Origin of the sequence: Streptomyces sp. NPDC058335 (genome assembly GCF_042723915.1) — a bacterium.
Taxonomy (GTDB): domain Bacteria; phylum Actinomycetota; class Actinomycetes; order Streptomycetales; family Streptomycetaceae; genus Streptomyces.
This window is the reverse complement of sequence record NZ_JBHXHX010000016.1, coordinates 184,448-208,620: the sequence shown is the minus strand read 5'-3', so window position 1 is coordinate 208,620 and position 24,173 is coordinate 184,448. Positions and strand designations below refer to the sequence as shown.

The following is a 24,173-nucleotide window of genomic DNA, read 5'->3' as shown; positions in this document are numbered from 1 at the left end:
ACACCCGCAGGGATTACGCGGCCAAGCCCAGCGCAGCCATCCGCTTCGTGTGCGCCTCGGTGATCCGCGAGAACATCCGGCCCACCTCCGCGAGATCGAACCCGTCCGCGACCCCGCCCACGAGCATCGTCGACAGCGCGTCGCGGTCGGCCACCACCCGCTGCGACTGCGACAGGGCCTCGCCCATCAGCCGCCGCGCCCACAGTGCGAGCCGCCCGCCCACGCGTGGGTCCGCGTCGATCGCCGCGCGCACCCGGTCCACGGCGAAACCGGCGTGACCGGTGTCGTCGAGCACGGCCAGCACCAGGGCACGCGTGTCGGTGTCCAGACGGGCCGCGACCTCGCGGTAGAAGTCGCTGGCGATCGAGTCGCCGACGTAGGCCTTGACGAGGCCTTCCAGCCAGTCCGACGGGGCGGTCTGCTTGTGGAAGCCGTCGAGCGCGGCGACGAACGGCTGCATCGCGCCCGTCGGCTCCTCGCCGATCTCCGTGAGCCGGTCGCGCAGCCGCTCGAAGTGGTGGAACTCGGCCGACGCCATCTTCGCCAGCTCCGCCTTGTCCTCCAGCGTGGGCGCCAGCTTGGCGTCCTCGGCGAGCCGCTCGAACGCCGCGAGCTCGCCGTACGCGAGCGCGCCGAGCAGGTCCACGACCGCGGCCCGGTACTGGGGATCGGCGGATGCCTTCGCCCAGTCCTGGGCGGCGATACCGGTGGCGGCGTTCTCAGGCTTGTCAGAGCTCGTCATGCAGCGCACAATAGCCCGCTCGTCGGGGGACGGAAGTCCCTGGTCAATCAGTGTGACAACGACGACCCGAAGGACCATGTCCGGCGATGTGACAACCACAACGTGACCGAATCGGCCATCGCATGTGCGCGAATCCGGGGTATGGTGGTAATGCGCCTGCCGAGTATTCGACGGGCTGCACGTATGAGGATGCCCGGTCGGTGGCCCGATCGGCTCCGACCCGACAGCCCTCCCTGGCCGTACGGCACATTGCGTACGACGACCGGAGGGAACCCCTCAGCGGTACGAACGCTAGAGCGTCGGCAGAGGTCCCGTGTCTTGCCGGTCTCGCCCCAAGGGCGGCCGACGTCCCTGACACGGTCCGCCACGACCCCCGCGCTCGCCTCGCACCGCGCACACAGAAGAGGCAGCACCCTGACTACCACGTTCCGAGAGCTCGGGATTCTTCCCGAGACCGCCGAAGCCCTCGAGGCCGTCGGCATCATCACGCCCTTCCCCATCCAGGAGATGACGCTTCCCGTGGCCCTGACGGGCACGGACGTCATCGGACAGGCCAAGACGGGCACCGGAAAGACGCTCGGCTTCGGCCTTCCGCTCCTCGATCGCGTCACCGTCCCCGCCGACGTCGAGGCCGGCCGCGCCAAGCCCGAGGACCTGACCGACGCCCCGCAGGCGCTCGTCGTCGTTCCCACCCGCGAGCTGTGCACGCAGGTCACCAACGACCTGCTGACCGCGGGCAAGGTACGCAACGTGCGGGTCCTCGCCATCTACGGCGGCCGGGCCTACGAGCCCCAGGTCGAGGCCCTCAAGAAGGGCGTCGACGTCGTCGTCGGCACCCCGGGCCGGCTGCTGGACCTCGCGGGCCAGAAGAAGCTCGACCTGAAGCACATTCGTTCGCTCGTCCTCGACGAGGCCGACGAGATGCTCGACCTGGGCTTCCTGCCCGACGTCGAGAAGATCATCAACATGCTTCCGGTGAAGCGCCAGACCATGCTGTTCTCGGCGACCATGCCGGGCGCGGTCATCGGCCTCGCGCGCCGCTACATGTCGCAGCCGACGCACATCAACGCCACCTCGCCGGACGACGCGGGCCGGACCGTCGCGAACACCAAGCAGCACGTGTTCCGCGCGCACAACATGGACAAGCCCGAGATGGTCGCGCGCATCCTGCAGGCCGAGGGCCGCGGCCTAGTCATGGTGTTCTGCCGTACCAAGCGCACGGCGGCCGACCTGGCCGACCAGCTCCAGCAGCGTGGCTTCGCCTCCGGCGCGGTCCACGGCGACCTCGGCCAGGGCGCCCGCGAGCAGGCGCTGCGCGCCTTCCGCAACGGCAAGGTCGACGTCCTCGTCTGCACCGACGTGGCCGCTCGCGGCATCGACGTCGAGGGCGTGACCCACGTCATCAACTACCAGTCCCCCGAGGACGAGAAGACGTACCTGCACCGCATCGGCCGCACCGGCCGCGCGGGCGCCAAGGGCATCGCCGTCACCCTCGTCGACTGGGACGACATCCCGCGCTGGCAGCTCATCAACAAGGCGCTGGACCTGAAGTTCCCGGACCCGCCGGAGACGTACTCCACGTCCCCGCACTTCTTCGAGGCACTCGACATCCCCGCGGGCACCAAGGGTGTCCTGCCGCGTTCGGAGCGCACCCGCGCCGGACTCGCCGCGGAGGAGATGGAGGACCTCGGCGAGCCGGGCGGCCGCGGTGGACGCGGCCGTAACGACCGCGGTGACCGCAACGACCGGGGTGACCGCCGTGGTGGCGCCCGGGGCGAGTCCCTCGCCGCCGAGCGCGAGCGCCCCGCCCGTACGCCGCGCCGTCGCCGCCGCACACGCAACGGCGAGCCCTTCGACGCGTCGGCGCCCGCCGCGACCGTCGCCCCCGAGCAGACACCCGCCGCGGAGGACGCGACCTCGTCACGCACGCCGCGACGCCGGCGCCGTGGGCGGGCCACGGGGGCGCAGGAGGTCGCCACGGCGGCGTCCGCGACCTCGGTCAACGCCCCCGAGGCCGCTGAAGCGGTCGTCGAGACCGTGGAGAGCCCGGCCCTCGACGCCCCGGAGGCCGCCAAGCCGCGCCGCCGCCGCACCCGCAGGAACGCGGACGCTGCGGTGACCGTGACGGAGACGGCAGCCGAGACCGCGGTGCACATCCCCGCCCAGGCACCCGTGGAGGCTTCGCCGGCGCCGGTGGAGACCCCCGAGGCCGAAGCCGCCGTCGACACGGCGGAGGCGACCGAGACCAGGCCGCGCCGCCGCACCCGCAAGGCGACGGCCCCGGCCGAGGCCCCGGTCGACACCGCCGAGAGCCCCACTGTGGCCCCCGAGGCCGCGCCGCGTCGTACGCGCAAGAAGGCGGCCCCGGCTGCCGAGGCCGCGGTCGACACGGCCGAGGCCGTGGAGGCCAAGCCGCGCCGCACCCGCAAGACCGCCGCCGCCCCGGCCGAGACCGCCGAGGTCGAGGCCGCGGCCAAGCCCCGCCGCACCCGCAAGGCCGCCCAGCCGGAGCCGACGGCCACCGTCGCCGACATCCCGGCCCAGGCCGCGCAGGAGCCGGAGACCAAGCCGCGCCGCACCCGCAAGACCGCCGCCACGGTCGCCGACACGGCACCGGCCGCCGGGGCCGCCGTCGACACGGCCGAGGGCACGGTGGTCAAGCCGCGCCGCACCCGCAAGGCCGCGGTCGCGACGGAAGCCGCAGCGGAAACCGTCGACGCGGTCGAGGCCAAGCCCCGCCGTGCGCGCAAGACGGCGGCGCCGGCCGCCGAGGCCGCCGTCGACGCCGCCGAGGGCACGGAAGCCAAGCCGCGCCGGACGCGCAAGACGGCCGCCGCGCCGGAGGCCACCGCCGACACGGTCGAGGCGAAGCCTCGCCGGACGCGCAAGGCCGCTGCCCCGGCCGCGGAGGCCGCGGTCGACACGGCTGAGGCCGTGGAGGCCAAGCCGCGCCGCACCCGCAAGACCGCCGCCGCCCCGGCCGCGGTCGACACGGCCGAGGCCGTGGAGGCCAAGCCGCGCCGCACCCGCAAGGCCGCCCAGCCGGAGCCGACGGCCACCGTCGCCGACATCCCGGCCCAGGCCGCGCAGGAGCCGGAGACCAAGCCGCGCCGCACCCGCAAGGCCGCCGCCACGGTCGCCGAAGCCGGTGCTGCCGACGAGGCGAAGCCGAAGGCACGGCGTCCGCGCAAGGCGACGGCCGCCGCGGAGTCCGCGGAGAGCTGATCGCCCGGCAGGGCACAGTCCGACGGCCCGGTCCCTCCCCAGTGGAGCGACCGGGCCGTCGGCGCTCCCGGCACCGGCACCGTTCCCTGACGGCTCCCTCCGCCCGAGGCCCGTCGACCTGGCCCGGTAGCCTCGACGTGTGACCATCCCGCCCGACTTCACCCCGCCCCCCGGCGCTCGCGCGTACCCCTTGCGGACCGCGCGCGGTGAGTTCGCCGTCGTCGACTCCCCCGTGGCCGACGGTGTGGTGCCGCGGGGCGTCGCGCTGCTGCTGCCCGGGTTCACCGGCAGCAAGGAGGACTTCCACCTGCTGCACGAGCCGCTCGCGGCGCGCGGGTACCGCACGGTCGCCGTGGACGGGCGCGGGCAGAACCAGAGCGACGGTCCCGCGTACGACGAAGCGCCGTACGCGCGGGAGGAGTTGGCGCGGGACGTGCTCGCGCAGGCGGAGGCGCTCGGCACCCCCGTGCATCTGGCGGGGCACTCCCTGGGCGGTCAGATCGCCCGAGCCGCCGTCCTGATCGACCACTCCCCCTTCGTCTCGTTCACGCTCGTCGCGTCGGGCCCGGCGCAGATCTCCGAGTCGCAGCGGCAGCGCGTGCAGTTGCTGCACGACGCGCTCGCGCTGATGACGATGCCCGAGGTGTGGGAGGCCATCCTGGCGATGGGCCCACCGGAGGAAGTCGGCGGCCCGGCACGCGGGTTCGGCGAACCTGCGCTGCTGCGGCAGCGCTGGGTGAACCACAAACCCGCCCAACTCCTCGCCACTGGGCGGCAGTTGCTGACCGAGCCGGACCGCGTCGCGGAACTCGCCGCCGTGCCCCTGCCGTTCCACGTCCTGTCGGGGGCCCGCGACGACACCTGGCCGGTGACCCTCCTGGACGACATGGCGATGGACCTGGGCGCCCACCGGACGGTCGTCGCGGGCGCCGAGCACTCCCCGAACCTGGACCAGCCCCTGCCGACGGCCCAGGCGCTCGCCGACTTCTGGGACAAGATCCGCCCGGACACGGGCTGACCGGCCGAACACGTACCGGCCGAGCACGCACCAGCCGAACACGCATCAGCCGGACGCAGACCAACCGGCCGGACGCGGAGCAACGCCGGACGCGGACCAGCCGGTCCGGCTAGTACTGCGTCTGCAAGTGCTCCCAGAACCCGTCCCGCAGCGCCCGTCTGAGGTCCGACTGGCCGCGCAGCGAGTACTGGAGCATGCCCTCCGCCTCGACCAGAAGGTCCTGGTCGACGGAGCCGGGCAGGTAGGGGTGGCCGGGCAGCAGTTCCACGAGGGCCTCCCGCCCTCGCGCCGCCAGCCACTTCGCCGCGATCTGCGCGCCGACGAAGCGGACGTCGTCACGGGTGGGCCGGGCCGCGCCGGCCGGCTCGTAGGTCTGGGCGGTGCGACGTGAGACGTACGGCTTGAAGAAGTCGAGGTCCAGGGTGCGCTGGCTGTCGACCTCCCACAGCAGGGGTTCCGCCTGGTTGCGGCCCTCGGGGGCCTCGATGCCCCAGAGGTGGACGCGGGCGCCGTACCCCTGCGCGGCCTCCACGGCCGAGACCAGGTCCTCGTCGCCGCCCAGCAGCGCCGCGTCGCTGATGGCCCGGTGCCGGGCGAGGGACTCCAGGTCGCTGCGGATCAGGGAGTCGACGCCCTTCTGCTGGTTGTTGGCGTTGAGGTTGCCCAACCGGACCTTGACGTCGGGGAGTTCGGCGATGGTCTGCTGTTCGGAGGTGTGGATGCGGCGGCGGGCACCGTCGTACCAGTAGACGCGCAGCAACCGGCTGTCCGCGAAGATCGTGCGGGCGCGGTCGATGAGCGCGTCGATCAGGCCCTCGGCGTCGAGGTCGAAGGCCCGGCGGTCCTCGGTCCCGGTGACCAGCCGGCCCGCCGCCGCGTAGAGGTACCCGGCGTCGACGAAGATCGCATGGGTGGAGGGTGTCTTCGCCACCTCGGCGAGCATGCGGGTGAGCAGCTCGTTCGCGCGGTCGATGCGGGCGGCGAGAGCCGCGAGGTCGTCGTTCATCGCGCCCATTGTCCCGGCGGTCACGCTGCGAACACAACCGGTCCCGTTCGGTCCACGCAAGCTTGTCGGCCGATCGCGACGACCCGTCTGCCGACGGCCGACCGCACCGGCTCCCTTACCGGTTAGTAGTTAGACGTTCGAAAAATTTCTTTAGCGTAGGGAATGTTTGTAACACGCACCCCGTTGACTCTTCACGTACAGCAATTCTCCTCAGGAGGATGACCAGACGAAGGGAGAAGCCCATGCGCTTCGAAATCATGCGACTCGACGACGTCGACGGCACCCCCGTGGACAGCACCGTCGTGGACGCCGCCTCCGTCAACCGGATCGTTCAGCAGGCCGCCGCCATCGGGCAGCGGCTGTGGATCCGTCCGGCCGACACCTCGGCCTCGTGACACCACGGGTCCTCACCCAGACTTCAGAGCCCCCCACGGCACGATGCCGCAGGGGGCTCTGCGCGTACCGGAGGGGCTCAGGCCCCCTGGACCACCTGCGTGACGCCGTTGATGATCTGCTGCACGGCGATGGCGGAGAGCATCATGCCCGCGAGGCGCGTCACGAGGACCACGCCGCCGTCCTTGATGACCCGGATGATCAGCAGCGAGTAGCGCATCACCACCCAGAGCACGACATGGATGGCGAGGATCGCCGTCCACACCGACACCTGCGTGGCGGCGCTGTCGGCCTTCTGCACGGCCAGGATGACGGACACGATCGCGCCCGGACCGGCCAGCAGCGGCATGCCGAGCGGGACCAGTGCCACGTTGACGTCCTTGGTCTGCTTGGGCTCGTCGGTCTTGCCGGTCAGCAGGTCGAGGGCGATCAGCAGGAGCAGCAGCCCGCCCGCGATCATCAGCGCCGGCACGGACACGTGCAGGTAGTTCAGGATCTGGTGGCCGAGGAGCCCGAAGACGGTGATGACACCGCCGGCCACACAGACGGCCTGGAAGGCCATCCGCTTCTGGACCTTGGCGGGGCGCCCGGAGGTCAGCGCGAGGAAGATCGGGGTGATCCCGGGGGGATCCATGATGACGAAGAGGGTCAGGAAGAGGGAGCCGAAGACGGCGATGTCGAACATCAGTACGGGAGCCTTGCGGAAAGAGGGTGAAGGGTGACGGGTCGGAGGTGAGCCTCAGGCTCCGCCGGTCCCCGGCACCGGGAACGCGCCGGTCGCGCGCCGGGTGATCTCCCCGTAGACCTCGGGGTCCGTCGTGTACTCACCGAGCACGCACGTCTTGCGGCTGCCGTGGTAGTCGCTCGCCCCGGTCACCAGGAGCCCCAGGTCGGCGGCGAGCCCGCGCAGTCGCGCGCGCGTGTCGGCGGCGTGGTCCATGTGGTCGACCTCGATGCCGTCGAGGCCCGCGGCGGCCAGCTCCGCGATCGCGGACTCCGGCACCGTCCGGCCCCGCTTGCTCGCGGCCGGGTGGGCGAAGACGGTGACCCCGCCCGCCGCCTTGACCAGCCGGATCGCCTCGAAGGGGTCGGTCTCGTGCTTCCCGACATAGGCCCGGCCACCGTCGGACAGCCATTCCTGGGTGAACGCGTCGCTCACCGTCGGCACGACGCCGAGTTCGACGAGCGCGGTGGCGACGTGCGGACGCCCCACGGAACCCTCCCCCGCGATCCGCGCGACCTGCTCCCAGGTGACGGGCACGCCCAGCTCGTTGAGCCTGGCGACCATCCCGCGCGCCCGCGGCACCCGGTCGTCGCGCACCAGCTCGCGCTCGGCGAGCAGGGCGGGCTCGTCGGGGTCGAACAGGTAGGCCAGCATGTGCATGCTGATGCCGTCGATACGGCAGGACAGCTCGGCCCCGGTGACGAGGGTCAGCCCGCGCGGCAGCGCGGCGATCGCCTCGGCGTACCCACGGGTGCTGTCGTGGTCGGTCAGCGCGACGACGTCCAGTCCGGCGGCGGCCGCGTTGCGCACCAGCTCGGCCGGGGTGTCGGTACCGTCGGAAGCCGTGGAGTGGCAGTGCAGATCGATGCGCACGACGCGGACTCCAGGCGATGACGGGCGGACGGGGACGCTCAAGGATAACCGGATTTCCGGACCCCCATGTCACACCCGAACCGGCAGAGCGCCCCCTACACTCAGGCGCCCCACCGGGGGAGCCCCCTACGGCTTCAGCAACCGCGGCGACAGCGCCCCGCACGGCACCAGCTCGACCTCGGCCCCCGCGTCCCGCAGATCGGTCAGCACCAGCTCGTCGTACATCAGCAGCCCGGACTGCTCGGGCCAGACGACCGCCCACAGCCACAGCCCCCGCGCCTCGCCCGCGAAGACCGCGCGGTCGCCGGGAGCGCCGTTGACCAGCCAGAGCGGAGTGGGGCGGCCGGCGGCGAGGACCTTGGCCTGGGGCGGCTTCTCGACGTTCATGTACGGGCCGGGGTCGGGGCCGTCCATCCCGGCGTAGCGCGCGCCGAGTCCGACGCCCAGCTCCTCCGCGACGAGGATCAGCTCGCCCATGCCGCCGAGCGGGCCGGGGCCCGTGCAGGCGACCGCGCTGGCGCGGCCGCCGCTGCGGTCGTCACCGGCGTAGGTCACGCCCGTGAACAGCCAGCCGACCGGCAGCGGCCACGGCATCCACACCGGCACCTGGGTGCGGTGCACGACGACGCTGAGGGCCTCGACGCTGGGCGGGATCGCGGGCTGGAGCGGATACACGGCCCCATGCGCATCGCACTGCCAGGAATCGGAGAAGAGGCCGGGAGCCCTGACCCGGCCACCACACTTCGGGCAACTGGGTTCGCCCCTCATAGAGCCCCACGGTCCTACCCGATCCGGCCCACGTCAAGGACGATCACCCGTCCGGGCGGAACCAGGTCCGGCCGACCCGAGTAGATGTAGCTTGCATTAATTAGCTTGACTAACTTAGTATGTGTAAAAGCCAACTATCAGTTCGGGACGGGAGTAAGCATGGACCCCTTCGATGCGGGAGCCGGTGGCCTTCTGCGGCAGCCCAAGGCGGTCTGGGCGACCGCCGGCGCGTCCGTCGTCGCCTTCATGGGCATCGGACTCGTCGACCCGATCCTGCCGTCCATCGCCCAGGGTCTGGACGCCACGGCCAGCCAGGTCTCGCTCCTCTTCACCTCGTACTTCCTGATCACCGCTTTCGCGATGCTGGTGACCGGCTTCGTCTCCAGCCGGATCGGCGGCCGCCGGACCCTGCTGCTCGGCCTCGCCCTCGTCGTCGTCTTCGCGGGCCTGGCCGGCACCTCCGACACCGTCGGACAGCTCGTCGGCTACCGGGCGGGCTGGGGACTGGGCAACGCGCTGTTCGTCTCCACCGCCCTCGCGGTGATCGTCGGCGCGGCGGCGGGCGGGAGCGCGGCGGCGATCCTGCTGTACGAGTCCGCCCTCGGCCTCGGCATGGCGTGCGGGCCCCTGCTCGGCGCGCTGCTCGGGGACGCCAGCTGGCGCTACCCCTTCTTCGGCACCGCGGTGCTGATGGCGATCGGCTTCCTGTGCATCACCGCGTTCCTGAAGGAGCAGCCGAAGCCGGCCCGCAAGACCTCGCTGCTGGACCCGCTCAAGGCGCTCGGCCACGGCGGTCTGGCCTCGGCGGCGGTCTCGGCGTTCTTCTACAACTACACGTTCTTCACCGTGCTGGCCTTCACGCCGTTCGTGCTGGACATGACGCCCTACAAGTCGGGCGCGGTGTTCTTCGCCTGGGGGCTGCTGCTCGCCGTCTTCTCGGTCCTGGTGGCCCCGCGGCTCCAGAAGCGGTTCGGCTCGCTGAAGGTGCTCGGCGGATCACTGCTGCTGCTCGCCGCCGACGTCCTGGTTCTCGGATACGGGGACCACACCGCCGCCGTGGTCTGCACGATCCTGTCCGGCGCCTTCATCGGCGTGAACAACACCGTGTACACCGAGCTGGCCCTGGGCGTGTCGGACGCCCCGCGCCCGGTCGCGAGCGCCGGCTACAACTTCGTGCGCTGGTTCGCCGCGGCCGCCGCGCCGTTCTTCGCGCCGAAGATCGAGGAGTGGACCGACATCCACGTCCCGTTCGTCGTCGCGGCGGTCACCGCGGTCCTCGGCGCGGTCGTGGTCGTCGTACGGCGTGAGGCGCTGACGCGCGAAGCGGCGGAGCTGGAGCCGCGGCACGCGACCGAGGACGGGGTCACCGTGTTCGCCAACTGACGGGATCCGGCCGCCGATCGGTGAGTTCGGTCACTCCAGCGGAACGGACCTGCGGGACGGATCCCGCAGGTCCGTTCCGTGCGTCAGCCAGCGCTCCTGGAGGGCCTGGGCGCCGTGCACGCGCTTCCAGGCGGCCTCGTTGGGGGTCATCGGCAGCAGCGGCAGGAAGTGGACCGGGTCGAGGGGCTCGTCCAGGTCCAGGTCCTCGATCAGACCGCCCGGCTCGGCGACCAGTACGGAGGTGAACGGGGCGCCGGGCCACAGGGGTTCACCGACGTCGAGGGAGGCGCCGGGTGCCACGACCACGCCCTCGACCTGCGGGGAAGCGGCGAGCACGGCGAGCGGTCGGAGCGCCTTGTCGGTGTCGGCGAGGCCGGCGCGCACGGACAGGACCAGCTCGGCGCGGGGGCCCTTGACCGGGTCGGCGAGCACCGCGGTGGGGTCGCTCATCGGCTGCGCGGACATACCGAGGGTCGCGTAGCGGACGATGTCGCCCTCCTGGAAACGCAGGACCTCGATGCGGTCCGTACCCAGGAAGGTGACCGCGGCGCGGGCGTCCGGCTCGCCCAGCGCGCTGCGCAACCGGGCCTCGACCAGAGGAAGAACATCTGCCATGCCGCGAGCATAGAACTCGCCAGTACCGGGCAAAGCAGCGCCTTGACACTTCGGTCGGCTGGTACTCTGGGCCGGTGGTTCGGGGCAGCACGCAGAAGCGTCGCGATCAAGCCCCGACGCCGAAGGTATTCCCTTACGGGGGACCGGCTGGAGGAGGTGGGGCTGTCATGGATCGAAGTCGACCGTGCAGTACCACTCGCTCTTCCCGCCGCTGATGTAGCTCTGGCTCCGGCCGACCGCCGCCTCTCGCGTTCGCGTCCTCACTCGGAAGAGCACTTCGTTTCGTTGTACCGGATCCGCCTGACCCCTTCGGTCCGCGCTGTCCGTCTGATCTGAAGCAGTAGCTGAATCAGTAGCGAAACCCGCCACCGCGACGGTGCGGTGCTCCCCGCTTTGTGGACGTGCCAAACATCCGCAGTCAGGACGTCCCCATTCCGGGTAGTTCCACCCGTCGTCGGCGCCTTTCGTTGCCTGTCGCGAAGGAGCCTGCCATGTCGATGATCCGCGACCTGCGTGCCGTGGTCCGCCCGTCCCGCCCCTCCCTGCGCAAGGAGAGCGGCGCGTACGACACCACTCGTGACCCCGCCACCCCCTCGGCCGTCGTCGACTGCGCCGTCTACCGCGACGGCGCCCGCGTCGAGACGGCGACGCCGCTCACCCCGCACGAGGCGATGCGCCAGGTGCGCCGCGACGGCGGCTTCGTGTGGATCGGGCTCCACGAGCCGACGGAGAGTGAGTTCGCCGGTATCGCCGGGGAGTTCGGGCTGCACCCGCTCGCCGTGGAGGACGCGGTCCAGGCCCACCAGCGCCCCAAGCTGGAGCGCTACGACGACTCCCTGTTCACCGTCTTCAAGACCATCCACTACGTCGAGCACGACCAACTCGACGCCAACAGTGAGGTGGTGGAGACCGGCGAGGTCATGTGCTTCACCGGCAAGGACTTCTTCATCACCGTCCGGCACGGCGGCCAGGGCTCGTTGCGCGCGCTGCGCCACCGCCTCCAGGACGACCCGGAGTTGCTCGACAAGGGCCCCTCGGCGGTACTGCACGCGATCGCCGACCACGTCGTCGACGGCTACATCGCGGTCGCCGACGCCGTGCAGGACGACATCGACGAGGTCGAGACGGAGGTGTTCTCGCCGGGCCGCAAGGGCAGCCCGCGCGGCACCGACGCCGGCCGGATCTACCAACTCAAGCGTGAGGTACTGGAGTTCAAGCGGGCCGTGTCGCCGCTGCTGCGGCCGATGCAGCTGCTGAGCGAGCGGCCCATGCGGCTGATCGACCCCGACATCCAGAAGTACTTCCGCGACGTGGCCGACCACCTCGCCCGGGTCCAGGAGCAGGTCATCGGCTTCGACGAGCTGCTCAACTCGATCCTCCAGGCCAACCTCGCCCAGGCGTCCGTCGCACAGAACGAGGACATGCGCAAGATCACGTCCTGGGCGGCCATCATCGCCGTACCGACGATGGTCTGCGGGGTCTACGGCATGAACTTCGACCACATGCCGGAGCTGCACTGGCGGTACGGCTACCCCGTGATGATGTCGGTGACGGTGGCGCTCTGTGTGGGCATCCACCGCACGCTGAAGCGCAACGGCTGGCTGTGAGAACCGCCTGGATAGGGTGGTCCCCATGACACGCGAGCTGCTCGATCCGGCCCTCGTCGAGGAGGCCACCAAGAAGTCAGGCCTCATCTGGGTCGAGGCGGCCGGTGAACGGACGGCGCGGGCGCTGTGGCACGTCTGGCACGAGGGCGCGGCCGCTCTGGTCGGCGACGGGCCCGGCGAGCAGCCGCTGCCCGGCCTGGCCGACGGTGTGACGGCCGAGGTGACCGTCCGCAGCAAGGACAAGGGCGGCCGGCTGGTCACCTGGACCGCGCGGGTCGTCCAGCTCGCCCCCGGCACCGAGGCGTGGGAGGCGGCCGTCGCCGACCTCAAGGGCAAGCGGCTCAACGCGCCCGACGGTGAGGCGATGACCGGGCGCTGGGCGCGCGAGTGCCGGGTGATCCGGCTGGAGCCGACCGGCGGTACGTCGCCGCTGCCCGACGGGGACCTGGCGGCGCCGCCGGTGCCGTCCCCGGCGACGACCCGTCAGCCGGTCCCGGCCGGCCTTGCGCGGCTGCTGCTGAAGAAGAAACGGAAGAAGGGCACGTGCGCGTAGCCGGTCACGACGTCGGCAGTTCCTTGCCGTAGTCCACGGTCTCGCCCTTCGCCGGCTCCTCCAGGGCGAAGTCCTTGCCCCAGGCGGAGAAGGTCAGCGTGCCCGCCCCGCCCGCGCGCACCAGGCGCAGCGGGTAGGGCTTGCCCTCCAGGGACACGTCCAGCGTGCCGCCGGAGCCCCCGTCGCCCGTGATGCGGATGGTGCGCACCCCGGCCTGCTCGTGGTGCCCGTCCCTGTCCAGCGAACCGTGCAGTGTCAGCACACTGTCGAGAAGGAGGTCCTTGTCCGTGAACCCGCTGAACTTCTTGTACGAGGGGTCACCGGTCGGCACCTTCACATACTTGTCGTCGAGCTTGCCCGCGGCCGCGGTGTCGGATCCGGCGTCGTCGGACTTGCCGTCCTCGTGCTTCCAGAACGCGGCGTCCGCCTTGAGGTACAGCTCCTCGTCGACCCGCAGCAGGTGGAAGGCGGCGCCGTCGGCGGTGACCGACCCCGTGGCACCGTCCGACTTCAGGCTCATGTCGAGCTTGTACGACTTCCCGCCGGCGACCACGGTCCCCGAGAGCCGTACCGCGTCCACCGCCGCGGCGGCCGCCTGCGCCTTCGCCTGGATCTTGTCGGCGGCCAGTTTGCCGACCCCGTTCGTCCCCGCGTCCGGGTCCTCGCTGCCGCACCCGGTGAGTCCCAGGCCCGTCACGGCCAGCGCGCACATCGCGCTCACCAGCGCGGCCCGTCGACGGGTACGGCCCTGGGCGATCGCAGTCACAGAGGGGGCTGCCTTTCTGCGGGGGACTCCTGAACGGCGTACCGCAGCGTACCGGGGTCCCGCAGGGCGAACGGAGCCAGTCCGTCCGGACCGCTCACCAGGGCGTACCCGATCGGGACGGGCTAGCCTGAAGCCCGCACGAGCGGGCAATTGGGAAAAGAACCTCACCCGCAACACCGCGGGGAACAGGACAGCGAACACCCCGTACGAGCGCGTACGAGAAGGAGGTCCGGACATGGCAGCGGGCGCCCCCCGGATCTTCGTCTCCCACCTCGCCGGTGTCGCCGTGTTCGACCCCAACGGCGACACCGTGGGACGGGTCCGCGACCTGGTCGTCATGCTGCGCGTCGGACGCAAGCCGCCGAGGCTGCTCGGGCTGGTCGTCGAACTGACCACCCGGCGCCGGATCTTCCTGCCCATGACCCGGGTGACCAGCATCGAGTCCGGCCAGGTGCTCAGCACCGGCGTGCTGAACGTCCGCCGCTTCGAACAGCGGCCCACCGAGCGGCTCGTCTTCGGCGAGCTGCTCGACCGGCGCGTCACGCTCGCCGAGACCGGCGAGGAGGTCACTGTCCTCGACCTGTCCGTACGGCAGTTGCCCGCCCGCCGGGACTGGGAGATCGACCGGATCTTCGTGCAGAAGGGCAGGAGGTCGGGTGCCTTCCGGCGCGGCAAGGGCGAGAAGCTGACCGTGGAGTGGTCCGCGGTCACCGGCTTCTCCCTGGAGGAGCACGGGCAGGGCGCGGAGAGCCTCCTGGCCACGTTCGAGCAGCTGCGCCCGGCCGACCTGGCGAACGTCCTGCACCACCTGTCCGCCAAGCGCCGCGCGGAGGTCGCCGCCGCCCTCGACGACGACCGGCTCGCCGACGTCCTGGAGGAGCTGCCGGAGGACGACCAGATCGAGATCCTCGGCAAGCTGAAGGAGGAGCGCGCCGCGGACGTCCTGGAGGCCATGGACCCCGACGACGCGGCCGACCTGCTCTCCGAGCTGCCCGAGAAGGACAAGGAGCGGCTGCTGAGCCTGATGGAGCCCGACGACGCCGCCGACATGCGCCGCCTGATGGCGTACGAGGAGCACACCGCCGGCGGCCTGATGACGACCGAGCCGATCGTGCTGCGGCCCGACGCCACCGTCGCCGACGCCCTCGCCCGGGTCCGTAACGCCGACCTCTCCCCCGCGCTCGCCGCCCAGGTCTACGTCTGCCGTCCGCCCGACGAGACCCCGACCGGCAAGTACCTGGGCACGGTCCACTTCCAGCGGCTGCTGCGCGACCCCCCGTACACGCTGGTCAGCTCGATCCTCGACGACGACCTCCAGGCCCTCGCCCCGGGTGCGACGCTGCCCGTGGTCGCCGGGTTCTTCGCGACGTACGACATGGTCGCGGCGCCCGTCGTCGACGAGGCGGGCTCGCTGCTCGGCGCGGTGACCGTGGACGACGTGCTGGACCACATGCTGCCCGAGGACTGGCGGGAGACGGAGTTCCACCTGGCCGAGGGGGAGGTGCCCGATGGCTCCCGAGCGTGACCTCGCCCGCACCGAGCGGACCCCGGCCGGCGCCACGGCGACGACCCGCCCCCGCGTCCGGCTGGACCAGCCGCGCCCGCCCCGGCGCCGGATCCTGCCCGAGTGGGACCCGGAGGCCTTCGGACGGCTCTCGGAGCGCATCGCGCGGTTCCTGGGCACCGGACGGTTCATCGTCTGGATGACGATCGTCATCATCGTGTGGGTCCTGTGGAACAGCTTCGCCCCACGCGACCTGCGCTTCGACACCTACCCCTTCATCTTCCTGACTTTCATGCTGTCGCTCCAGGCCTCCTACGCGGCCCCGCTGATCCTGCTCGCGCAGAACCGGCAGGACGACCGCGACCGGGTCAACCTGGAGCAGGACCGCAAGCAGAACGAGCGGTCCATCGCGGACACCGAGTACCTCACCCGGGAGATCGCCGCCCTGCGGATCGGGCTCGGCGAGGTCGCCACAAGGGACTGGATCCGCTCCGAACTCCAGGACATGGTGAAGGAGCTGGAGGGGCTGCGGGACGGCCATGTCGTATTCCCGGCGGAACGGTCGCGCGGACGTGACGTAGACGACCGCTGACAGGCATGCCGAGGCCCCCGCGAAGCGCCGTACCATCGTCCTTATGGCTACGGAAGACGCGGTGCGTGAAGCACTGGCGACGGTGAACGACCCCGAGATCAACCGCCCCATCACCGAACTCGGGATGGTCAAGTCGGTGGACATCGAGGCGGACGGAGCGGTCGCGGTGGCCGTCTACCTGACGGTCTCCGGCTGCCCGATGCGCGAGACGATCACCCAGCGCGTCACCGATGCGGTCTCCGCCGTCGACGGTGTCACACGGGTCGACGTGACCCTGGACGTGATGAGCGACGAGCAGCGCAAGGAGCTGGCGACCGCGCTGCGCGGCGGCCAGACCGAGCGCGAGGTGCCCTTCGCCAAGCCGGGCTCGCTCACGCGCGTGTACGCGGTCGCGTCCGGCAAGGGCGGCGTCGGCAAGTCGTCGGTGACGGTGAACCTGGCGGCGGCGATGGCGGCCGACGGCCTGAAGGTGGGCGTCGTCGACGCCGACATCTACGGCCACAGCGTGCCGCGCATGCTGGGCGCGGACGGCCGTCCCACCCAGGTCGAGAACATGATCATGCCGCCGTCGGCGCACGGCGTGAAGGTCATCTCGATCGGCATGTTCACCCCGGGCAACGCCCCCGTCGTCTGGCGCGGCCCGATGCTCCACCGCGCGCTCCAGCAGTTCCTGGCCGACGTGTACTGGGGCGACCTGGACGTCCTGCTGCTGGACCTCCCGCCGGGCACCGGCGACATCGCGATCTCGGTGGCCCAGCTGGTCCCGAACGCGGAGATCCTGGTCGTCACCACGCCCCAGCAGGCCGCCGCCGAGGTGGCCGAGCGGGCGGGCTCCATCGCCGTCCAGACCCACCAGAAGATCGTCGGCGTCGTCGAGAACATGTCCGGGCTGCCCTGCCCGCACTGCGGCGAGATGGTCGACGTGTTCGGAACCGGCGGCGGTCAGTCCGTCGCGGACGGCCTGACCCGCACCACGGGCGCCGCGGTGCCGGTCCTCGGCTCCATCCCCATCGACGTCCGCCTCCGCGAAGGCGGCGACGAGGGCAAGCCGGTCGTCCTCACCGACCCGGACTCCCCGGCGGGTACCGCCCTGCGCGCCATCGCGGGCAAGCTGGGCGGCCGCCAGCGCGGTCTGTCGGGCCTGTCCCTGGGCATCACCCCGAAGAACAAGTTCTGACCCGTCGTACGGCACAGGTCGTACGACAACGGGGGCGCCGTCCGTCAGGACCGGCGCCCCCGTTGCCGTCACCGCGGCTACTCGTACGTGGCGATGTCCTTGATCACGGCGAAGCCGAGCCCGTACGCGCTCATGCCTCTCCCGTACGCCCCCACGTGCACCCCTTCCTGCGTCGAGCCGGCCAGCACCCAGCCGAACTCGGACTCGCGGTAGTGGAAGGAGGTCGGCACGCCGTCGACCGGCAGCGACAGCGTGGACCAGTCCTGGCCGGACAGATCGTCGGCCAGCACCCACGCCGTCTCGGTCTGCTGCTCCAGCCAGTCGTCACGCAGGCTGTGGTCCATCTGGCCCGGCCAGGTGAAGGACAGCAGCCCCACACCCGCCAGCCAGGCCGCCGAGGACACCGAGGTGGCCTCCAGCAGCCCCGTGCCGTCCGCGCTGCGCCGTACGGGGTTCGCGGCGACGGTCACGACGACCGCGAACTTCCCGCGGTCCTCACCGGCCGTCTCGTGCCGTACGGAGGGCTCGTCACCGTGCCCGATCGAACCGTGCTCGACGGCACCGTCGGCCGCCGTGCCGACCTGCATCAGCCAGCGCGGTCCCGTGAAGGCCTCGTCGAGGCCGTACCACGGGAAGGGCGCCTCCAGGTAGCCGTCGACCGTGCGGCGGACGGAGGGGACCTGTTGTCCGCCCTCCGCGGCCGGAGCCTCTACGACTGCCTGACTCGTCGTCTCCATGTCCCCGGACGCCTCCTCGATCTCGCCGGACCCGTGCGGCCCGTCCCCCTTCGGGCGACGTTGCCCTGTTGGGTACGGCCCGCACAACAACCAGGCAGCATAGCCACCCCGCTCACGACTGCGGGGAAGCCGCCCGGCGCGTGGGGCGTGCGCCCCCTCACATCGGGGGGCGCGGGAGGCTCAGGTGGCGTCCGCGTCGAAGGGCGGGCGGTCGTCCTTGCCCGCCTCCTCCGGCTTCTTCGTCATGTCGATACGGCCACCGGACGCGGCGGACGAGGACGGCGAGGACGACTCCGGGGCGCGGCCGTGGACGGCGTCCGTGACCTCGGCCATCTCCTTCTTCAGGTCGAAGCCGTTGCGGAGCTCCTTCAGCCCCAGGTCCTCGTTGTCCAGCTGCTTGCGGATGAAGGTCTTGGGGTTGAGGTCCTCGAACTCGAAGTCCTTGAACTCCGGGCCGAGTTCCTGCCGGATGTCCTGCTTGGCGCTCTCCGAGAACTCACGGATCTTCCGGACCGTGCGCATCACGTCCTGGATGACCTTCGGGAGCTTGTCCGGACCGAAGACGAGCACGGCCAGGACAATGATCGTCGCCAGCTCGAGCGGTCCTATGTCATTGAACACCTGAAGCTCCTTGCGATGTCCGCGGTCCGCGGTCCTCGGTGGCCCTTGGTGGCCCTCGGCCGTCAGTGCGGCTCGTCCGTGGTCCGGGCCGGGTCCACGGTACCTGTCACACCTGTCCGACCGGTACCGTCCCGAGGTGTCCGGGTGGTTGCGGATGACCGGTTTTCCGCGCTGTTTGCCCGGTCGGGCCGGGCCGCGGCGTCCGAGATGTGAAGTTCCTGTCGATCGGCGGGCCGGTTCAGCTGCCGTCCGAGGAGCCGAGCACCAGGGAGAGGGTGCGTTCCTTCCCGTCGCGTTCGACGGTCAGCTCCAGGCGGTCGCCGGGGCGATGGGCGCGGGTCTTGACGATCAGCTCCTCACCGGAGTGGACGCGCCGGCCGTCGACCGCGGTGATGACGTCTCCCGGCCGGATACCGGCCTTGTCGCCGGGGCGCCCGCGGTCACCGGAGCGCTCCCGCCGCTGTCGTCGGCGCCGACGCGGGCGCCGTCGCCCGAGTAGTCCATGTCGAGGGTCACGCCGATGACCGGGTGGGTCGCCCTCCCCGTGTTGATCAGCTCCTCGGCGACCCGCTTGCCCTGGTTGACCGGGATGGCGAAGCCCAGTCCGATGGAACCGGCCTGGCCGCCGTCGGAGTCGGTGCCGTCCGCGGCGGACCGGATGGCCGAGTTGATGCCGATGACATGGCCGCGCGTGTCGAGGAGGGGGCCACCGGAGTTGCCGGGGTTGATGGGCGCGTCGGTCTGCAGGGCGTCCACGTAGGACACGTCGCTCCCGTCGCCGGCGGTGATGGGCCGCTCCTTGGCGCTGATGATGCCGGAGGTGACCGTGCCCTCCAGGTCGAAGGGGGCGCCGATGGCGACCACCGGGTCGCCGACCCGCACGTTGTCGGAGTTGCCGAGGGGCAGGGGCTTCAGGCCCCGCACGCCGGTCACCCTCACCACCGCGAGGTCGTATCCGCTGTCCTTGCCGACGACCTCGGCCTCGGCGGTCCGGCCGCCGTTGAAGACCACGGATATCTCGCCGCCGGACCCGGCGGGCTCGACGACGTGGCTGTTCGTGAGGATGTGGCCCCGCGTGTCGAGCACGAAGCCGGTGCCGGTGCCGGCCTCCTCGCTGCCGCTGACGTGCAGCGTGACGACGCTGGGCAGGGCACGGGCGGCGATCCCGGCGACGCTGTCCGCGTCCCGCCCGCCCGGCTCGGCGGGGGCCTGCGGCAGCTCCACCGCCCCCACCCCGCCGTTCCGCTCGAGGTGGACCCCGACGGCGCCACCGACGCCTCCGGAGACCAGCGCCAGCAACAGGGCCCCACCGACCAGTCCCCGACGCCTACGCCTCCGCCGCTGCTCCACGCTGAGGACGGCACCCCCGGTCTGCTGAAGCGGCCCGACCCCGAGAGGAGCGGCGGCCCAGGGGTCGTAACGGCGCCAGGGGTCGGCGAGGGCTTCGGGGGACGAGCCGGGGGTGCCGGGGACGGCTGGGGCGGCCGGGGGCGTGTCGGAGGCGGGAGCGAGCGGGGGCGTCGTGGGAGGGGCCACATCGGGGACACCGGGGGTGCTGGAGATGCCGGACTCCGGGACGACGACGGCACCCGGCACGGCCGAGGGCGCCTCGGAGGCCCCCGCACCGGGAGCGGGCATGCCGGCGACGGACGGGACCACGTCGAGACCGGGCGCGCCAGGAACGCCAGGAGCGAGCGGAGACATCTCGGGAGCGGCCACACCGGGCACGCCGAACCCCGGGACGACGACGGCACCCGGCACGGGCGACGGCGCCTCGGAGGCCCCCGCACCGGGAACGGGCATGCTGGCGACGGACGGGACCACGTCGAAACCCGGCGCGACAGAAACACCGGGAGCGAGCGGATACATCTCGGGAGCGGCCTGGCCTCGCACGTCGGCGACAGCGGGCGTCGGCACCGTCGCCCCAGGGGCGGCCGTGCCGGAGGCCGGTGGGGCTGCTGGGTGCTGGACGGGCGGGGCGGGCGCCCAGGGGCCTGGTTCACCGTAGGGCGGGGTGCTGTAGGGGTCGGGGTCGTGCAGGGGCTTGGGCCGGTCGGTGACGGCAGGAGGCTGGGAGACGGGGGCAGCCGAGGGCGACGGCTCTGCCTGGTCCCCGGACTGAGGCCGCAGCGCGCCGTCGGCCGACTCGACCGCCTCCCCCGACGACGGCGCGGGACGGGCCTCCGCGGCGACCGGACCGGCGCCCCCTTCGGGACGGGCCAGCTCGAAGTCGCCCTCGGGGATCGCGTCCCGCGCACTCCCGCTCGACCGCACTTCGTCCGCACGCCCGGCAGAACTCTCCTCCGGGATCGCGCCCCGCGCAGGCATGCCCGTCTCGTCCCCGTCCGGCTGCCCGGCAGGACTCCCCTCGGAGATCGCGCCCCGCGCACTCCCGCTCGGCTGCACTTCGTCCGCCCGCCCGGCAGGACTCCCCTCGGAGATCGCGCCCCGCGCACGCATGCCCGTCTCGTCCCCGGTCGCCCGCCCGGCAGGGCTTTCTGTGGGCTTGCCCTCGTCCATGCTCTCCCCGTGCTCAGGCTCGCACTCCGCCCCGCGCCGCATGGGCGCGGTTCACCCTGGATTCAACCAGGTTCGCGGATCAGTGGGCCTGGTGCGGGGACGGGGTGGGGGCGGAGGTGGCGTCGGGGACGGGTGCGGCGAGCAGGCCGGGGCCGGTGATCTCCGGGTTGGTGGTCCAGGAGGTCAGCGAGACCGGTGGGGTGGTGCCGAGCGGGCGTATGAGAGGGGACATGGCGGCCGCGCCGGCCATCACGGGTGTGGTCAGCCGGTGCAGGGCATGCTCGAGGTGGCCGGCCGACGGGGCCGGTACTCCGGGCAGCAGCGGCGCCGAGGCCTGGGTCGGGGCGACCGGGGTCTCGCCGAGCATCTGCCCGCCCTGTGCGATCAACGGGCCGACACCACGGCGGCGCTGGCTCTCGGGGTTCGTCGCTGTGCCGCCGCCGGGCGTGCGGGCCGGTGTCACATTGCTGCCCGCGCCGGCGCCGCCACGGGCCTCCGTGTCCGCCGGCACGCCGGTGTTCATGCCGCCCAGGGCGATCGCGGCCAGCGACACCGCGCCTGCGGCGGCGAAGGCGAACCGCAGCCCGCGCGAACGCTCGGCGTCGGACCGGACGACGGGGTGGATTCGGAAGCCGCGCTCGGCGGAGGGCGTGAGCACGGAGCCGTGGTCACTCGCGGGGACGTAGCCGAACTCGAAGGGCTCGTCCCGCTTCGCTCCGAAGACTCCGGACGCTCCGGGGCGGGCCCCGAATCTGTCGCCGAAGCCTCTCCCGAGCGGCGGCAAGCCACCGTCGTCGGTGTCGCCTCCCGCCGGCAGCCCCTGAAGGCGCGCCAGGAAGCTTTCGGAGGGGGCGGGCGGGGCCACTTCCGCGAAGACGTTCTTCAGCCGGCGCTGTGCGTCGACCTCCGCCTTGCATTTGCAGCAGGTCGCCAGGTGCGCCAGCACCCGCTCGCGGGTGTCATGGCCCAGCTCGCCGTCCACGAGGGCGGAGAGCCGGTCGCCGAGGTGCTGTTCGGCCGGGGTAGGACGGGTTCCACTCACGCGGTCGCGCCCCCTCCCCCCAGAGCGGGGACACGGGCCACGAAGGAGCGACGCTCGGAGCGCGCCTCGGGCGAGCGGTGGGCCAGTGCCTTGCGCAGCTGCGAACGGCCGCGGTGGATACGCGAGCGGACCGTGCCCAGCTTGACGCCGAGGGTCGCGGCGATCTCCTCGTACGACAGGCCCTCGATGTCGCACAGGACGACCGCGGCGCGGAACTCGGGCGCGAGGGTGTCGAGGGCCTGCTGGACGTCCGCGTCGAAGTGGGCGTCGTTGAAGACCTGCTGCGGGCTGGGCTCCTTGCTGGCCAGCCGCTCGGCCGCGTCGTCGCCGAGCGAGTCGAAGCGGATGCGCTGCTTGCGGCGGACCATGTCCAGGAAGAGGTTGGTGGTGATGCGGTGCAGCCAGCCCTCGAAGGTGCCCGGCGTGTAGGTGGACAGCGAGCGGAAGACGCGGACGAAGACCTCCTGGGTGAGGTCCTCGGCATCGTGCTGGTTGCCGGTCAGGCGGTAGGCGAGCCGGTACACGCGGCCGCTGTGCAGGCTGACGATCTCCTCCCACGTGGGCGGAGTCCACGCCTGCCCGTCCGCGTCGGTGGAGAAGGTCGCGGTCTGGGCGGGGCCGGCGCCGAGGCCGGCGGCATGGCTGTGGTCAGCGGTGTCGTTCACGGATTTGGGCCTGCCTGCCGAACCGAGAAAGCGCCGCAGCGCTCCTCCCCGATCCACAGGTGCAGCCGCACCTCCCCTGTCGGCTCTGGTGGTGTCCAGCGGAGCCCCTACCATAGCCACCTCGCCCGTTAGCTCCGGATAAGCGGTTTTACGAGAATTTGATCTGGGCTGATACGGCTCATACGGCTGCGCCAGCACTTGCTGGGCATTCCGTCCGTCGCCGTGATCCAACCGTGTCCCCCCGTAGTCCGTCACACCCCTTCAAACGCGCGGTCCCATCTGCGGGTTCCCGGCACCAACGGATACAGTCACGCCCAGGCAACCACGGGGACAGGAGAGGGTCATTACCGGCAACCGGCAGACGAGCTGGGCGTTCGCCGACGCCTATGTCGCCGAGGACGAAGCACTGCGCTGGGCCCGCGACCGGGCCCGCGACGCAGGGCTGCGCTCGGTGTCGCCCAGCACGGGCGCCGCGCTGCGGTTGCTCGCCGCCACCGTGGACGCGAAGTCGGTCGCGGAGATCGGTACCGGTACCGGCGTCTCGGGGATCCACCTGCTGCACGGCATGCGCCCGGACGGTGTCCTGACGACCGTCGACCCCGAGCCGGAGCACCAGCAGTTCGCCCGGCAGGCGTTCCGGGCCTGCGGATTCGCCAGCAACCGGGCCCGCTTCATTCCCGGCCGCGCGCTGGACGTTCTGCCGAGGCTCGCGGACGCCGGGTACGACCTCGTCTTCTGCGACGGCGACCGGCTCGAGGTCATGGACTACCTCGCTGAATCGTTGCGCCTGCTGCGGCAGGGCGGCCTGGTGGTCTTCGAGGGCGTCTTCGCGAACGGCCGCACGATCGACTCCGGCCCGCAGCCCACCGAGGTCATAAGGGTGCGCGAACTGCTGCGTGCGGTGCGCGAGAGCCAGGAGCTGGTGCCGTCGCTGCTGCCGGTGGGCGACGGCCTGCTCTGCGCGGTCAAGCGATAACTGCGCGAGCGAAAGCGAAAGCCGCGCGACCAAGAGCTGGGCGACCAAGAGCTGTGCGACCGAGCGCCGTGCAACCCAGCGCCGTGCGACCAGGAGCCGCCCGACCGTAGCGACAGCCGCCCGCCCGTATCCCTGGCCGCTCGGTACGCCGTTCGGGCTACGCGCCCCTGGATACCCGCCGGACACCCGGCAAAAAAGTCTCCCCGGCACCCTTGAGGATGCCGGGGAGACTGAAGGGGTATGGTCGCTCGCGCGTCAGCCGACGACCTTCTTGAGGGCGTCACCGAGCGCGTCGGCCTCATCCGGGGTCAGCTCGACGACGAGCCGACCGCCGCCTTCGAGCGGAACGCGCATGACGATGCCCCGCCCCTCCTTGGTCACCTCGAGCGGGCCATCGCCCGTTCGCGGCTTCATGGCCGCCATGCTCGTTCCCCTTCCTGAAACCAGCTCATCGTCAAAGCCGACGGCCCGTGAAGGGCAAGGCGCGGCCCAGCATGGGGCCCACGACACCGGCATCGAACACATTGCTTCCCAGCCATTATCCCGCATCGCAGGACCCGATGACCAACATCGGTCGGCATCGCTTGGGCAACGCGCGCGAGCAAAACCACTCAATTCGGCGATGTGACTGCGATACTGCGCGCCCGCACGGACTTCCACCCACCG

At 71.8% G+C, this 24,173-nt stretch carries 22 protein-coding genes and 1 pseudogene; 10 read left to right on the top strand and 13 right to left on the bottom strand.

What is annotated here, in order from left to right; translation table 11 throughout:
* Positions 1-13: 13 nt before the first annotated feature.
* Positions 14-742 (bottom strand): ferritin-like fold-containing protein, encoded by a 729-nt coding sequence (locus ACFWJX_RS29225; RefSeq protein WP_383248979.1) that lies wholly within the window; start codon positions 740-742, stop codon positions 14-16.
* A gap of 507 nt (positions 743-1,249) precedes the next feature.
* Here ACFWJX_RS29225 and ACFWJX_RS29220 point away from each other — a divergent pair.
* Together ACFWJX_RS29220 and ACFWJX_RS29215 are read left to right on the top strand one after the other, a co-directional pair.
* Positions 1,250-3,967 carry a DEAD/DEAH box helicase gene (locus tag ACFWJX_RS29220; RefSeq protein ID WP_383248977.1) on the top strand — a complete coding sequence of 906 codons (2,718 nt, stop codon included), beginning with the start codon at positions 1,250-1,252 and terminating at the stop codon, positions 3,965-3,967.
* Between the two features lie 139 nt (positions 3,968-4,106).
* Positions 4,107-4,985, top strand: a complete 879-nt coding sequence (locus tag ACFWJX_RS29215; protein WP_383248975.1) for an alpha/beta fold hydrolase — start codon at positions 4,107-4,109, stop codon at positions 4,983-4,985.
* Between the two features lie 109 nt (positions 4,986-5,094).
* On the opposite strand, the gene ACFWJX_RS29210 is transcribed toward ACFWJX_RS29215, so the two are convergent.
* Positions 5,095-5,991 carry an NYN domain-containing protein gene (locus tag ACFWJX_RS29210; protein WP_383248973.1) on the bottom strand — a complete coding sequence of 299 codons (897 nt, stop codon included), beginning with the start codon at positions 5,989-5,991 and terminating at the stop codon, positions 5,095-5,097.
* 242 nt (positions 5,992-6,233) lie between these two features.
* On the opposite strand from ACFWJX_RS29210, the gene ACFWJX_RS29205 reads away from it, so the two are divergent.
* A complete protein-coding gene (locus ACFWJX_RS29205) occupies positions 6,234-6,386 on the top strand; it encodes a hypothetical protein (RefSeq protein WP_007384531.1) in 153 nt (50 codons plus the stop codon).
* A 77-nt stretch (positions 6,387-6,463) separates the two neighbouring features.
* On the opposite strand, the gene ACFWJX_RS29200 is transcribed toward ACFWJX_RS29205, so the two are convergent.
* The 3 genes from ACFWJX_RS29200 to ACFWJX_RS29190 form a co-directional block, all read right to left on the bottom strand.
* Positions 6,464-7,069, bottom strand: a complete 606-nt coding sequence (locus ACFWJX_RS29200) for a MarC family protein (RefSeq protein ID WP_383248971.1) — start codon at positions 7,067-7,069, stop codon at positions 6,464-6,466.
* Positions 7,070-7,123: 54 nt separating this feature from the next.
* A complete protein-coding gene (locus ACFWJX_RS29195) occupies positions 7,124-7,981 on the bottom strand; it encodes a PHP domain-containing protein (RefSeq protein ID WP_383248969.1) in 858 nt (285 codons plus the stop codon).
* Between the two features lie 126 nt (positions 7,982-8,107).
* The gene (locus ACFWJX_RS29190) at positions 8,108-8,749 is read right to left on the bottom strand and encodes a DUF6758 family protein (protein ID WP_383248967.1); all 642 of its coding nucleotides are present in this window, start codon (positions 8,747-8,749) and stop codon (positions 8,108-8,110) included.
* A gap of 159 nt (positions 8,750-8,908) precedes the next feature.
* On the opposite strand from ACFWJX_RS29190, the gene ACFWJX_RS29185 reads away from it, so the two are divergent.
* On the top strand, positions 8,909-10,132 hold the full coding sequence (locus tag ACFWJX_RS29185; RefSeq protein WP_383248965.1) for an MFS transporter: 1,224 nt from the start codon (positions 8,909-8,911) through the stop codon (positions 10,130-10,132).
* 30 nt (positions 10,133-10,162) lie between these two features.
* On the opposite strand, the gene ACFWJX_RS29180 is transcribed toward ACFWJX_RS29185, so the two are convergent.
* Positions 10,163-10,747, bottom strand: a complete 585-nt coding sequence (locus tag ACFWJX_RS29180; protein ID WP_383248963.1) for a suppressor of fused domain protein — start codon at positions 10,745-10,747, stop codon at positions 10,163-10,165.
* 491 nt (positions 10,748-11,238) lie between these two features.
* Between ACFWJX_RS29180 and ACFWJX_RS29175 the strand changes: the two genes are divergently transcribed.
* Complete coding sequence (locus ACFWJX_RS29175; protein ID WP_383248961.1) at positions 11,239-12,354, top strand: magnesium and cobalt transport protein CorA; 1,116 nt, start codon at positions 11,239-11,241, stop codon at positions 12,352-12,354.
* A 25-nt stretch (positions 12,355-12,379) separates the two neighbouring features.
* Positions 12,380-12,907: a hypothetical protein gene (locus ACFWJX_RS29170; protein ID WP_383248959.1), complete on the top strand. Its 528-nt coding sequence runs from the start codon at positions 12,380-12,382 to the stop codon at positions 12,905-12,907.
* A 4-nt stretch (positions 12,908-12,911) separates the two neighbouring features.
* Here the strand turns inward: ACFWJX_RS29170 and ACFWJX_RS29165 are convergent, their stop codons facing one another.
* Complete coding sequence (locus ACFWJX_RS29165; RefSeq protein ID WP_383248957.1) at positions 12,912-13,673, bottom strand: hypothetical protein; 762 nt, start codon at positions 13,671-13,673, stop codon at positions 12,912-12,914.
* A gap of 235 nt (positions 13,674-13,908) precedes the next feature.
* Between ACFWJX_RS29165 and ACFWJX_RS29160 the strand changes: the two genes are divergently transcribed.
* The 3 genes from ACFWJX_RS29160 to ACFWJX_RS29150 are packed head-to-tail and all read left to right on the top strand — an operon-like array spanning position 13,909 to position 16,946.
* On the top strand, positions 13,909-15,198 hold the full coding sequence (locus ACFWJX_RS29160; RefSeq protein ID WP_383248955.1) for a magnesium transporter MgtE N-terminal domain-containing protein: 1,290 nt from the start codon (positions 13,909-13,911) through the stop codon (positions 15,196-15,198).
* Positions 15,182-15,769 (top strand): DUF1003 domain-containing protein, encoded by a 588-nt coding sequence (locus tag ACFWJX_RS29155; protein WP_383248953.1) that lies wholly within the window; start codon positions 15,182-15,184, stop codon positions 15,767-15,769. Before ACFWJX_RS29160 ends, ACFWJX_RS29155 begins: the two co-directional genes overlap by 17 nt.
* A 43-nt stretch (positions 15,770-15,812) precedes the next feature.
* Positions 15,813-16,946, top strand: a complete 1,134-nt coding sequence (locus tag ACFWJX_RS29150; protein ID WP_383248951.1) for an Mrp/NBP35 family ATP-binding protein — start codon at positions 15,813-15,815, stop codon at positions 16,944-16,946.
* A gap of 77 nt (positions 16,947-17,023) precedes the next feature.
* Here the strand turns inward: ACFWJX_RS29150 and ACFWJX_RS29145 are convergent, their stop codons facing one another.
* The 5 genes and pseudogenes from ACFWJX_RS29145 to sigE form a co-directional block, all read right to left on the bottom strand.
* Positions 17,024-17,683, bottom strand: coding sequence for a hypothetical protein (locus tag ACFWJX_RS29145; protein ID WP_383248949.1), 660 nt, complete (start codon positions 17,681-17,683; stop codon positions 17,024-17,026).
* Positions 17,684-17,863: 180 nt separating this feature from the next.
* On the bottom strand, positions 17,864-18,304 hold the full coding sequence (locus tag ACFWJX_RS29140; RefSeq protein WP_383248947.1) for a sec-independent translocase: 441 nt from the start codon (positions 18,302-18,304) through the stop codon (positions 17,864-17,866).
* Between the two features lie 238 nt (positions 18,305-18,542).
* Positions 18,543-20,173, bottom strand: a pseudogene (locus ACFWJX_RS29135) (trypsin-like peptidase domain-containing protein).
* A gap of 730 nt (positions 20,174-20,903) precedes the next feature.
* Positions 20,904-21,866: an anti-sigma factor family protein gene (locus tag ACFWJX_RS29130; protein WP_383248945.1), complete on the bottom strand. Its 963-nt coding sequence runs from the start codon at positions 21,864-21,866 to the stop codon at positions 20,904-20,906.
* Positions 21,863-22,645, bottom strand: a complete 783-nt coding sequence (sigE, locus tag ACFWJX_RS29125) for an RNA polymerase sigma factor SigE (protein ID WP_383248943.1) — start codon at positions 22,643-22,645, stop codon at positions 21,863-21,865. The genes ACFWJX_RS29130 and sigE overlap by 4 nt, the downstream gene beginning before the upstream one ends.
* A gap of 163 nt (positions 22,646-22,808) precedes the next feature.
* On the opposite strand from sigE, the gene ACFWJX_RS29120 reads away from it, so the two are divergent.
* Entirely contained in the window at positions 22,809-23,507 is a 699-nt protein-coding gene (locus ACFWJX_RS29120; RefSeq protein ID WP_073493106.1) for an O-methyltransferase, read from the top strand.
* A 255-nt stretch (positions 23,508-23,762) separates the two neighbouring features.
* Here ACFWJX_RS29120 and ACFWJX_RS29115 read toward each other — a convergent pair whose 3' ends face one another.
* The gene (locus ACFWJX_RS29115) at positions 23,763-23,930 is read right to left on the bottom strand and encodes a DUF3117 domain-containing protein (protein WP_003966491.1); all 168 of its coding nucleotides are present in this window, start codon (positions 23,928-23,930) and stop codon (positions 23,763-23,765) included.
* Positions 23,931-24,173: the final 243 nt, after the last annotated feature.

Bases quoted from the DNA above. Each gene is read 5' to 3' on its own strand.
- sigE (WP_383248943.1), bottom strand. From the start codon at position 22,645: ATGGTAGGGGCTCCGCTGGACACCACCAGAGCCGACAGGGGAGGTGCG.
- ACFWJX_RS29205 (WP_007384531.1), top strand. From the start codon at position 6,234: ATGCGCTTCGAAATCATGCGACTCGACGACGTCGACGGCACCCCCGTG.
- ACFWJX_RS29220 (WP_383248977.1), top strand. From the start codon at position 1,250: ATGACGCTTCCCGTGGCCCTGACGGGCACGGACGTCATCGGACAGGCC.
- ACFWJX_RS29160 (WP_383248955.1), top strand. From the start codon at position 13,909: ATGGCAGCGGGCGCCCCCCGGATCTTCGTCTCCCACCTCGCCGGTGTC.
- ACFWJX_RS29150 (WP_383248951.1), top strand. From the start codon at position 15,813: ATGGCTACGGAAGACGCGGTGCGTGAAGCACTGGCGACGGTGAACGAC.
- ACFWJX_RS29145 (WP_383248949.1), bottom strand. From the start codon at position 17,683: ATGGAGACGACGAGTCAGGCAGTCGTAGAGGCTCCGGCCGCGGAGGGC.
- ACFWJX_RS29190 (WP_383248967.1), bottom strand. From the start codon at position 8,749: ATGAGGGGCGAACCCAGTTGCCCGAAGTGTGGTGGCCGGGTCAGGGCT.
- ACFWJX_RS29225 (WP_383248979.1), bottom strand. From the start codon at position 742: ATGACGAGCTCTGACAAGCCTGAGAACGCCGCCACCGGTATCGCCGCC.
- ACFWJX_RS29175 (WP_383248961.1), top strand. From the start codon at position 11,239: ATGTCGATGATCCGCGACCTGCGTGCCGTGGTCCGCCCGTCCCGCCCC.
- ACFWJX_RS29180 (WP_383248963.1), bottom strand. From the start codon at position 10,747: ATGGCAGATGTTCTTCCTCTGGTCGAGGCCCGGTTGCGCAGCGCGCTG.
- ACFWJX_RS29155 (WP_383248953.1), top strand. From the start codon at position 15,182: ATGGCTCCCGAGCGTGACCTCGCCCGCACCGAGCGGACCCCGGCCGGC.
- ACFWJX_RS29185 (WP_383248965.1), top strand. From the start codon at position 8,909: ATGGACCCCTTCGATGCGGGAGCCGGTGGCCTTCTGCGGCAGCCCAAG.
- ACFWJX_RS29200 (WP_383248971.1), bottom strand. From the start codon at position 7,069: ATGTTCGACATCGCCGTCTTCGGCTCCCTCTTCCTGACCCTCTTCGTC.
- ACFWJX_RS29170 (WP_383248959.1), top strand. From the start codon at position 12,380: ATGACACGCGAGCTGCTCGATCCGGCCCTCGTCGAGGAGGCCACCAAG.
- ACFWJX_RS29210 (WP_383248973.1), bottom strand. From the start codon at position 5,991: ATGAACGACGACCTCGCGGCTCTCGCCGCCCGCATCGACCGCGCGAAC.
- ACFWJX_RS29115 (WP_003966491.1), bottom strand. From the start codon at position 23,930: ATGGCGGCCATGAAGCCGCGAACGGGCGATGGCCCGCTCGAGGTGACC.